We start from the raw sequence: 11,335 nt of genomic DNA, 5'->3' as shown, positions 1-11,335 counted from the left end.
CCTGACCCTGAGCGCCAGCGAAACCATCACCGAAGGCGGCCAGATCACCTATACCGCGACGCTCACCAACGCGGCGCAAACGCCAGTGACCGTGACGCTGAGCAACGGCTCAGTGATCAACATCGCTGCCGGTGAAACCACCGGTACCGTTGCGGTTAATACACCTGCGAATGACGTGTACAACAATGGCAGCACCGTCAGCACTACCATCACCGGCGCAAATGGCGGCAACTTCGAGAACCTGGTGCCAAGCACCACACCAGCCGTCACCACGATCACTGACTCGGTGGATAACACTGGCCTGACCCTGAGTGCCAGCGAGACCATCACTGAAGGCGGTCAGATCACCTACACCGCGACCTTGACCAACGCCGCGCAAACGCCAGTGACCGTGACGCTGAGCAACGGCTCGGTGATCACCATCGCCGCTGGCGAAACCACCGGCACTGTTGCAGTCAATACGCCTGCCAACGACGTCTACAACAATGGCAGTACCGTCAGCACCACCATCACCGGTGCGACCGGCGGCAATTTCGAAAACCTGGTGCCGAGCACCACGCCAGCGGTTACCACAATCACCGACACCATCGATACCAGCACCGTTTCGCTCAGTGCTACGTCGACCGTCGCTGAAGGTGGCACCGTTGTCTACACCGCGTCGGTCAACGCACCGGTGACCAATGCTCCGCTGGTTGTCACCCTGTCGAACGGCCAGACCATCACAATCCCGGTCGGTGCGAGCAGCGCCAGCGTGAATTTCGTCACGCCAAACGACGCCCTCGTTGGCGGCAACAACCTCAGCGTCAAGATCGATGACGCCAAGGGCGGCAACTACGAAAAACTCGACATCGACGGCAAGCCGGCCAACACCGCGGTCACCGACGCCCAGGACGACACCAGCCTGAGCCTGAGTGCCACCGACACCGTTGCCGAGGGTGGCCAGATCACCTATACCGCGACCTTGACCAATGCCGCCGGCACGCCGGTCACCGTGACCTTGAGCAATGGCGCCGTCATCACCATCGACGCCGGCAAGACCACGGGCACCGTCACCGTTGATGCGCCGAAAGACGACGTCTACAAAGACGCCGGCAAAGTCGAAGTCAGCATCGACCACGCCACCGGAGGCAACTTCGAGCACTTGGTGCCAAGCACCACCCCGGCCGTCACCACCGTGACCGACACCCTCGACACCAGCACCGTTTCGCTCAGCGCCACGTCGACCATCGCGGAAGGCGGCACTGTCGTCTATACCGCTTCGGTCAACGCACCAGTGACCGATGCTCCGCTGGTTGTCACCCTGTCGAACGGCCAGACCATCACCATCCCGGTCGGCGCGAGCTCCGGTTCGGTGAACTTCATCGCACCGAATGATGCCCTCGCTGGCGGCAATAGCCTCAGCGTCAAGATCGACGACGCCAAGGGCGGCAATTACGAAAAACTCGACATCGACGGCAAACCGGCCAATACCGCGGTCACCGATGTCCAGGACGACACCGGCCTGAGCCTGAGCGCCACCGGCACGGTTGCCGAGGGTGGTCAGATCACCTACACCGCGACCCTGACCCATGCCGCCGGCACACCGGTTACCGTGACCTTGAGCAACGGCGCGGTCATTAATATCGATGCCGGCAAGACCACCGGTACTGTCACCGTCGACGCACCTAAGGACGATGTCTATCAGGATGCCGGCAATGTCCAGGCGACGATCCAGTCCGCCACCGGCGGCAACTTCGAGCACCTGGTGCCGAGCACCGCGCCAGCGGTGACCGCCGTCACCGACACGGTCGATGACACCACCGTCAGCATCAGTGGCAGCTCGTCGGTCACCGAAGGCCAGGCCGCGACCTACACCGTCAGCCTGACCAACCCGGCGCAGACCGAGGTGACCCTCAAGCTCGTCTACAGCGGCACTGCGGCCGACGGCACGGACTTCACTGGCGTCTACACCGTCAAAATCCCAGCCAACGCCACCAGCACGACCTTCAACGTGGCGACGCTGGACGACAAGATCACCGAAGGCACGGAAAACTTCGTGGTCAAGATCGACTCCGCGACCGGTGGCAACTTCGAGCACCTGGCGATCAGCAACACCAATGGCAGCGTCAGTACCTCGATCATCGACAACGACGCACCACCGGTACTCGACCTGGATGCCAACAATTCCAGCGGCAAGACCGGAGCCGATTACCAGGTCACCTTCACCGAAGGCACCGCGGGCCCGGGCGTGTCGATTGGCGATACCGACCTGAAGATAACCGACCCGGACAGCACCATGCTGACCGGCGCCACCGTCGTGCTGACCAACCGTCAGCCGGGCGATGCGCTGAACCTGGGCAACAGCGTCAACGGCATCAGTATCAACGCCAACAGCACCAACGGCACCGTCACGCTGACGATGTCGGGCAACGCGACGCTGGCCGACTACATGCAGCAGATCAAGAACATCACCTTCACCAACAACAGCGACGACCCGAGCAGTGTCCCGCGCATCATCACCGTGACAGTGACCGATGGCAGCAACGTCTCCAACACCGCCACCACCACCGTGAACGTGGTCGGGGTCAACGATGCGCCGGTTGCCACCGGAGGCACGGTGACCGGTACCGAGGACACTTCGCTGGTTCTCGGCTGGTCGACCTTTGGCGTCAGCGACGTGGACAGTGCCGCCGCCAGCCAGGGCGTGAAGATCACCGGCCTGCCAGGCGACGGCAAGTTGCAGTACCTGGACGGCACGACCTGGAAGGACGTGACCAGCAACCAGACCTTCACCAAGGCTGACATCGACGGCGGCAAGCTGCGCTTCACACCGGACGCCAACGAATCCGGCGCCAACGGCAACCCGACCGGCGTGGGCGATCAGAAGTCAGATTACGCACAGATCCAGTTCCAGCCCACCGACGGCCAGACACTGGGCAACACCGGCACCGTGAAGATCGACATCACCCCGGTGGCGGATGCACCGAGCCTGAGTGTGGCCGACAACAACGTGACCTCCACCGGGTTGATCAAGGAAGTCTGGACCAGCCTGTCGGGCCTGGGCACCGACGGCAGCGGCGCGCCGTCCGGCACACTCAAGTCGGTGATCGATGCTGCCGGCACACCGAACAGCACCAGCACCGTGACCAACGTGCAGTCCGACAGCAACGTGAACGCCGGCACGGCCTCGAAGACATCGGGCCTGATCTACCTCGAAGCGGGCAAGACCTACACCTTCAGCGGCACCGGCGACGACAGCTTGCTGGTCACCGTCGGCGGCAAGGACGTGGCAGCTATCACTTGGGGCGCGGGCGGCAAGTTGAACGGTTCGTTCACGCCGACCACCAGCGGTTACTACACCCTCGATATCTATCACCACAACCAGAGCGGCCCGGGCAGCTATGACGTGAACCTGTCGGTCAATGGCGGCACGCCTATCGACCTGAGCGGCGCGGGTGTGCCGCTGTACACCAGCGTGACCGATCTGGCGAACGCCGGCGTAACCGTCTCGGACCTGCACGGCACCAACGGCGAAGGCTACTACGACGGCTACAAGCTCAACGAAGGCGCCGAAGGCACCAGCGTGCACCTGTCGAAAATCACCACCGCCCTGACCGACACCGACGGTTCCGAGAAACTGAGCGTGAAGATCGGTGGCATGCCCGAAGGCAGCGTGCTGACCGACGGCGCGGGTCACACCGCGACCGTGGGCAGCAACGGCGAAGCCACGGTCAGCGGCTGGAACCTGGGCAGCCTGACCCTGACGCCACCGGCCTACTACAACGGTCACCTGGACCTGACTGTAACCTCCACGTCCACGGAAGCCCTCGGCGGGTCGGCGGTGACCACCGCACACATCCCGGTCACCGTGTACCCGGCGGTCTACAACGCCGTGACCGCGACCTCGGGCAGTGACAACGTCACCGGCACCGATGGCAACGACATCATGGTTGCCGACATTGGCGGGCTGACCGTCGTGCCGGGCGTCAACTACAACATCGCATTCATGGTCGACAGCTCCGGCAGCATGAGTTCGTCGTCCATTGCCGCAGCCAAGAACTCGTTGACCCAGGTATTCAATACCCTCAAGCAGAGCCTGGGCAGCAACTCCGGGACCGTGAACATCTTCCTGGCGGACTTCGACAACCAGGTGAACAAGAACGTTGCGGTGAACCTCAATGACCCGAACGCGCTGACGCTGCTCAAGAGCGTCATCGATTCGATGGTCTCCGGCGGCGGTACCAACTACGAAGACGTGTTCAAGACCACGGCGAACTTCTTCAACAGCACCCAGGCCCTGAACAATACCGGCGCGAAGAACCTGACGTACTTCATCACCGACGGCCAGCCGACGCTCTACCAGTCCGGCGAACAGACGAACCCGACACTGTACGGCAACGTCAAGCTCGATGACGTCTTGAGTGCGGCCAACTACTCCATTGGCAAGTACTACACCCAGACTATCGACAGCACGCACAAATACACCATCTACGAAAACGGCGACATGTACCTGTCGACCAAGAACGGCAGGAACTGGAACGACAACTATGTCGGTACGGTGCATGCCGAGGGCAACGGTACCTTCGAATTCTCCTACGTGGACGGTAGCGGCTACGCCGACTCCTGGGCCGCGACGGGTTCGAGCGCCAGCTTCACCCTGCTCAAGGGCCTGAGCAATGTCGAAGCCATTGGCCTGAACAATGACGTCACCCTGAACGACCTCAAGCCGTACGACTCGGATGGCACACCACAGACCAACATCGACCCGAACAACCTGGCCAACTCGATCATCGGCCACACCGAAGCAACCCTGCCGGGTGCCGACACGGTCAACGGTGGCGAAGGCAACGACATCCTCTTCGGCGACCTGGTGAGCTTCAACGGCGTCACTGGCGAAGGCTACCAGGCCATCCAGGCGTTCGTGGCCCAGCAGAGCGGCGTGGATGTCAGCAAAGTCACCACCAGCAACGTGCACCAATACATCACCGAGCACTACACCGCGTTCGACGTGTCCGGTGCCCATGATGGCAACGACACGCTGCTGGGTGGCGGCGGCAACGACATCCTCTTCGGCCAGGGCGGTAACGACTCGCTAAACGGCGGCAAGGGCAATGACATCCTGCTCGGCGGTACTGGCAACGACACGCTGATCGGCGGTCAGGGTCATGACACGCTGATCGGTGGCCTGGGCGGCGATACCTTTGTCTGGAAGGCCGGGGACACCGGCAACGACGTGATCAAGGACTTCAAGGCTGCCGATGGCGACCGGATCGACCTGCGGGATCTGTTGCAAGGCGAATCCGGCAGCACCATTGATCACTTCCTGCAGATCAGTACGGTCGATGGGGTGTCGTCGTTGCAGGTCAGCACCACCGGCCAGTTCAACGGGGCCAACGGCGCATCGGCAGCGCCGGACGTGACGATCAAGCTGGAAGGCAACAACTGGTCGAACGTCAACCTGAACACGCTGATCGCCGGCAGTGACCCGACCATCAAGGTCGATCACAACAACAGCTGAACCTGACACAAAACCCATGGCGAGGGCGCTTGCTCCCTCGCCATGGGATAAGGGTTCATACTCGCGCACAGTTGGCCTATGCTGCTCGGCATGACGCTGCTTAATCCATGAGGGATGCCCGATGTTTTATGTGCAACGCGATGCACAAGGCCTGCTGGTGCGCGTAGAAGCCATCGCCTATGCCGAAGCCACCGAAACCCTGCCGGCCGACAACCACGAGATCCAGGACTGGTTCGCCAACCAAGCCGTGGAAAACAGCCTCAAGCAACTCAAGCAAAGCGACCTGGAGATGATCCGGGTACTCGACGACTTGATTCAAGTGCTGACCAGTAAAGGCGTCATCCGCGTCACCGACCTGCCCCCTGCCGCCCAGGCCAAGCTGATGGACCGCAACCAGGCCCGGGAAGCCTTGGGCGGGCTGAGCCGATTGATCGATGATGATGAAAAGGGCTTGATCTAGGCGCCTGGACTGACGCCATCGCGAGCAGGCTCGCTCCCACAGTTGATCGGTGCTCACCGCAATAACCGGGGCAACACCCATCCCTTGTGGGAGCGAGCCTGCTCGCGATAGCGATCTTCAGTCCACCGAAAACCCCTCAGCCCGACACCCGGGCTTCCAGCCGGTCCATCGCTCGCTCCACCAACAGATGCACCCCATCGGCCATCCGACTGATCGCCAGGATCACGCTGCGACGCGAACCGTCGACATCGTCGGCCAGGTCAGCGGCAATGGCGCTGATGGACAGCAAGTCTTCGGAAGCGTTGGCCAGCAGGGTTTCGGTATCGATGTCCGGAGCGACGACGAAGAGCTGACCGGATGGAGACTCGTCGACGGGTTTGGGCTTGAGGTAATAGTCGAGGGCGCGTTCGGCGGCTTCGTCGAGTTTTTTGGCTTGCAGGGTTTCGACGCGGGATTTGGAAGACGACTGTGGAGGGTTAGGCGTAGGTTTGAACATGGCTTGGGCTTCCTATTCAATTCAGAGCCACCCCGGCTCGCTTGCACGCGATGAAGGGTGGCAGCTATGTGCGAGTGTGCAAGACCGAGTAAGACAACGCCCAAGACCTCGGCAGACCCGAAGGTCTCCCACACACAGCTGCCATAAAAACGAGCACGAATGCACGATAGACGGCTAGTGAGATATAGGACGTTCTTTTAACCGGCTTGCACGCCGGTGTCACCGTTTTTTCAGTGACAAACCCAGACTAGCCATGAGCCCGACGCCGGACAAGTTCACCAACTTCGCTACAACTTGAAGGAAATCTCCTAGGACCTGGCTGTTCTCTGCATAACCCCAAGGGCTGGGTTGTCTGGGCTGGCGTCATCGCGAGCAGGCTCGCTCCCACAGTGGATCGGGGTACGTCCGGAGAGACAGGTTGGCTGTAAGGCCGCCTTCGCGAGCAAGCCCGCTCCCACAGGGGGTATTGAGGTCAGCCGCAAGAAATAGGCCGGCCCAAAGGCCGCCTCGCTTTTGCTTTTGCTTTTGCTCTGCTTTTGATCTGAAGGCCCCATTAACCACGCTGGCCGAACGCAGGCATTGCGTAGTGGGCAACCCGGCATGGATGCCGGGTTAGCCGCGCTGGGCCATGGATGGCCCTTCGCGGCGGGCCCACGGAGCAATGCCGGAGTGAGGGAACACCTCGCCTTGGCGAGGTGCCGAGTGGTGGGGCGCAGACCTTTGGTTACTTTGGGCTGGGCCGGCATTCCGGCGTTTGCCAAAGTAACCCGCCGTAAGGGCGGAACCGCCAGCAGCCATTACCACAGCAACGGATATGTACTCAATCCCAACGCCGCGGCCCCCCCACCAACTGCCCCTGCACTCCAAACAACCCCATCTCCCGAATCACCGCCAACTCCCCCTCCGTCTCCACCCGCTCGGCAATCAACGGCAGGTCGATACTGTGGGCAGCACGCTGGATAGCCTCGATAAACAGACGCTTATCACTCTCCTGATCAATAGCCCGGATATAACTGCCATCGATTTTCAAATAGGCCAACCCCAACCGCGACAAATTGCCGATCATGCTGAAACGCCCACCAAAACGCTGCAGGCTCAAGGAAAAACCAAGCTCACGCAAACGTCGAGTCAGTTGCTCCAGCACCGCCTGCTCGGGCAACTGTTCTTCACCGATTTCCAGGGTCAGGCGCGACCCGAGGTTGGAATGGGCCCGCAAGACCTCAAAGACTTTGTTCAGTGCCTGCGGGTCGGCCAGGGTGGCAGAGGATAGATTCAGCGCCAGGGCCTCTTCGTGCCCGGCCATTTGCCGCAGCACCTGCTCGAGCATCAAGCGGTCCAGGCGCGCCGTCCAACCGAAGCGCTCCAGCCAAGGCAGGAAACGCCCGGCGGGAATGGTCTGGCCCTGATCGTCGAGCAACCGGGAAAGTACTTTGTAATGCAGCACCAGTTGAGTGTCCTGGGCAGCCACCACCGGCTGGAAGTAGAGCTCGAACCGCTGATTGTCCAGCGCCCGGTCAAGCAGCGTATGCCAGGCATGATGATCGTCGCCGATACTGGTCGAAGCACTGTGCTCCAGACAGGCCCAGCCCGGCTCGCCCTGGCTTTCGGCCTGGGCCAGGGCCTGGTCGCCAAGCTGCAACACCGCTTGCGGCGAGTCACCATGGACGAAGGGCGCCAGCCCGATCGCGGCCACCGATGCCACGTCGGTCGCGCCGGTGGCATGCAGGCTCGCCAGTGCAACTTCGAGATTCTGCGCCAGTTGCAGCGCTTCCTCGCGCACCAGCCCCGGCGCCAGCACCGCGAATTCCCCGCCTCGGATACGTGTCACCAGATTCTGGGTTTCCGGGTATCGGGCACACTCGCGCAACAACTGCTCGCCCACGGCCTTGAGCAATTGGTCGGTGCGCTGCCCACCCAAGCGCTGGTTCAGACCGGCCAGGTCCTGGACCCGCAACAACAACAGATAACCGGAACTGGCTTGCTCCGGGTTGCTCACCCGGGCATTGAGCTGCATTTCGAAATAACGCCGATTGGCCAGCCCTGTGAGATTGTCCTGGTAGGACTCGACCCGCAGCTTTTCACTGCGCTCGGCCTGCTCCTGAAACAACGCCTTGAGCTTCTCGACCATCTGGTTCATCGCCTGCACCACGCGGCGCAGTTCAGGAGTACGCGGCAGCTCCGGCAGGCTCAGGAATTCGCGCCGGGCGATGGCTTGGGATTGGAGCACCATGTAATCCAATGGCTTGAGCTGGCGACGCAGCAGCAAGGCCCCCAGCACCGCGCTCACGGCACCGCACAGCAGCAACCAGCCCAGGCTGCCCAGTGCGCTCTGCCACAGCTTGGCAAGCGCGAACATCGGGTGACTGACCACTTCGACCCGCGCCGCCTGCTCCCAGCCACGACTGACGATCGCATCGCCACCGGCCGGCTCCAGACCGATGAGCTTGACGAACCACTGCGGCACGCTGCCGGCGTCCGGCGTGCCGGTGCGCTCGACCAGGGTCTTGTCGGTGGCCACGTCGACCACACGGATGCTGGCGTAGTAGCCACTGTCGAAGATGGAACTGACCATCAGCTCCACCATCGCCGGATCGTCGATGTTCGGCGTCAAGGACAACGCCAGCGCCGTGGCCGCGTCCTGGGCATGAGAGCGCAGCTGATTGACGTACTGGGCCCGCGAGCTCTCCAGGCTGACCATGAAGCTGCCGCTGAAGGCAACCACCAGGAACAGACAGATAGCGATCAACAGTTGTTTGAACAAAGACATCTGAGCGCGTGCTCCTAGTTAGTCGTCTCGACCGGAAAACCTTCGGCCTGCATTTTCTTCAACACATCCTGCCACCGGGACAGGCGCTTGGTGTCGCTGACTTTCTTGTTGCCCTTGACGCCCGACAGCCACAGCCCTTCGGCATTGAAAGAGTAGACCGGCAGCAGGTCGGTTCGCTGGCTGGCCGGTTGGATAGCATCAATCAGGCTGTCGAGCACCAGCGGCATCGCCTCGGGCGTGGCGTAATAGGTGAGCACCATGTGCGCCCGGTTCTGTCGCAACGCCTTGACGTAAGTGATGCGCAACTTGTCACTGGACACCCCGAGATGCCGCAGGCTGAAGTACTTGGCGATGGCGTAGTCCTCGCAATCGCCGGCGCCCTTCCATAACGCCTGGATCGGGGTTTCCCAGTAATCGACCTCATGCCACAGGTCGATGTCTTCCACGTAGCGCACCTGTTTGTTGAAGAACAGGTTCACCACCTTGAGCTGCTCCAGCTCAGGCGTCTGCTTCTCGGTCGCCAGCAGGTGCTGCCAGGCATCGATCCGCTGCTGCCCTTCACCCAGCGGCCCGTACAGTGCCTGCGCCCGTCGGCTGATCTGCGCAAAGTCCCAGTCGGCCCGCAGGCCACCCAGCATGAGGCCGGCCAGCAACAATGCCGAACACAGCCAGCGCAGGGACCTGAGGGCAGGGGAAGGTGCAGCCAAGGGAATGCGTCCAGAAAAGGCCGTTGAGGATGCGTGGGATGGTGAAGCCTGACCCGGCAAAAGACAATGGCAGGATGCAATCACCCAAGGCACGCTAAACTTTAGTTCAGGAACACTTTAGTTTATGAACCCCGGCCGTGAGACTTTGACGGGCTGGTAATCTGTCACTAATGTTGGCATGGATCCAATTCCTCATTCAGGGTGCGTGGTCGTGACAAAGAAGCCCAAGCCGTTAAGCACTATCCAGGTCAACGGACCCATCCCCGCTGCCCAGGCCCGTTCGATCATCGAGAGTGCTCTGCGCGAAGCGATCCTCGACGGACGCCTGCCCTGCGGCACGGCCCTGCGTCAGCAGGAACTGGCTGACCTGTTCGGCGTGAGTCGCATGCCGGTGCGCGAGGCGCTGCGCCAGCTCGAAGCGCAATCGCTGCTCAATGTGGTTCAACACAAAGGCGCCGTGGTCGCCCCGCTGATCACCAATAACGCCATCGAAACCTACGCGCTACGCGCGGTGCTGGAATCGTTCGCCTTGCGCCTGTCAGTACCTTTGCTCGATGCCGACGACCTGGCGCTGGCCGCCCATTACATCGAACAGTTGGAAGCACAAACCGATCATGCCGAGATCGGCAAACTCAATCGGCTGTTCCACATGTCGCTTTATCACAAGGCACCCAATAGCAAGTTGTTGGACCTGATCGAACGCGAGCTCAATGAGGAGGAGCGCTTCCTGCGCTTTCATCTGTCGTCCATGGGGCTGGGCAAGCTGACCCAGGATGATCATCGCGCACTGCTCGAGGCCGCAAGAACCAAAGACATCGATACAGCGGTAACCTTGCTGGAGCGTCATCTGGAAAAAGCCTGCGTGACTATTCGACGCTATCTGGAACAGTCATCCAACTGATCGCGCGCCGGCGACCCAGCCGGCGTATTACTTTCTTACACATCCTTCCCACCCGTCTTCCCGCCCGCCTGACGCGGCTTGGCCGCGTCTGCGACTCGCCGCCACATCAGTTCAATGGCACTGCCGTCGATTTGGGCTCACTCTTGCGTTTGTCGATTCAAAAAAAGACCTGAAGAAGTCAGCGCCTGGTACATACCAGGCGGATCGAAGCCACCACGCAAGGAGCGTCGCCCACCGGCGGGAGAATCGAGTGTCCGACCGACGCCCCGCCCATAAAACACGAACTTCATTATTCCCTGTTCCCTGAAGTGCTCCGGGTGAGGCATTCACTCGAACTATCGATTCTGATCGTTATACATCGGAAGGAGCAACTTCGCCTAAATAAAACTTACCTTATAAGTTTTATAAAGCCTCTTCACGCCCAATAAAACCACAACTTTAAATAATTAAAAAATCGCTTGCCGCGGACTTGTTTCGTGTATTAATTTTTTCTACGTCGAGTTGTTG

At 61.0% G+C, this 11,335-nt stretch carries 5 protein-coding genes and 1 pseudogene; 3 read left to right on the top strand and 3 right to left on the bottom strand.

Annotated features, from left to right (window positions below):
* Both FGE05_RS28835 and FGE05_RS28830 read left to right on the top strand, forming a co-directional pair.
* A pseudogene (locus tag FGE05_RS28835) lies at window positions 1-5,497 on the top strand (LapA family giant adhesin); the annotation flags it as partial.
* Between the two features lie 121 nt (window positions 5,498-5,618).
* Complete coding sequence (locus FGE05_RS28830; protein WP_041021529.1) at window positions 5,619-5,957, top strand: hypothetical protein; 339 nt, start codon at window positions 5,619-5,621, stop codon at window positions 5,955-5,957.
* A gap of 136 nt (window positions 5,958-6,093) precedes the next feature.
* Here the strand turns inward: FGE05_RS28830 and FGE05_RS28825 are convergent, their stop codons facing one another.
* The 3 genes from FGE05_RS28825 to lapG all read right to left on the bottom strand — a co-directional run bounded on the left by FGE05_RS28825 (window position 6,094) and on the right by lapG (window position 9,858).
* Window positions 6,094-6,453: a DUF6124 family protein gene (locus FGE05_RS28825; protein WP_139650319.1), complete on the bottom strand. Its 360-nt coding sequence runs from the start codon at window positions 6,451-6,453 to the stop codon at window positions 6,094-6,096.
* 820 nt (window positions 6,454-7,273) lie between these two features.
* Complete coding sequence (lapD, locus tag FGE05_RS28820) at window positions 7,274-9,220, bottom strand: cyclic di-GMP receptor LapD (RefSeq protein ID WP_139650318.1); 1,947 nt, start codon at window positions 9,218-9,220, stop codon at window positions 7,274-7,276.
* A 14-nt stretch (window positions 9,221-9,234) separates the two neighbouring features.
* A complete protein-coding gene (lapG, locus tag FGE05_RS28815) occupies window positions 9,235-9,858 on the bottom strand; it encodes a cysteine protease LapG (RefSeq protein WP_257225749.1) in 624 nt (207 codons plus the stop codon).
* 280 nt (window positions 9,859-10,138) lie between these two features.
* Between lapG and FGE05_RS28810 the strand changes: the two genes are divergently transcribed.
* Complete coding sequence (locus tag FGE05_RS28810) at window positions 10,139-10,828, top strand: GntR family transcriptional regulator (protein WP_139650316.1); 690 nt, start codon at window positions 10,139-10,141, stop codon at window positions 10,826-10,828.
* Window positions 10,829-11,335 lie beyond the last annotated feature (507 nt).

The organism is Pseudomonas sp. ICMP22404, from assembly GCF_006227205.1.
In the GTDB taxonomy this organism is placed as follows: domain Bacteria; phylum Pseudomonadota; class Gammaproteobacteria; order Pseudomonadales; family Pseudomonadaceae; genus Aquipseudomonas.
The sequence above is the reverse complement of the archived record's forward strand: the minus strand, read 5'-3'. Positions and strand labels throughout refer to the sequence as shown.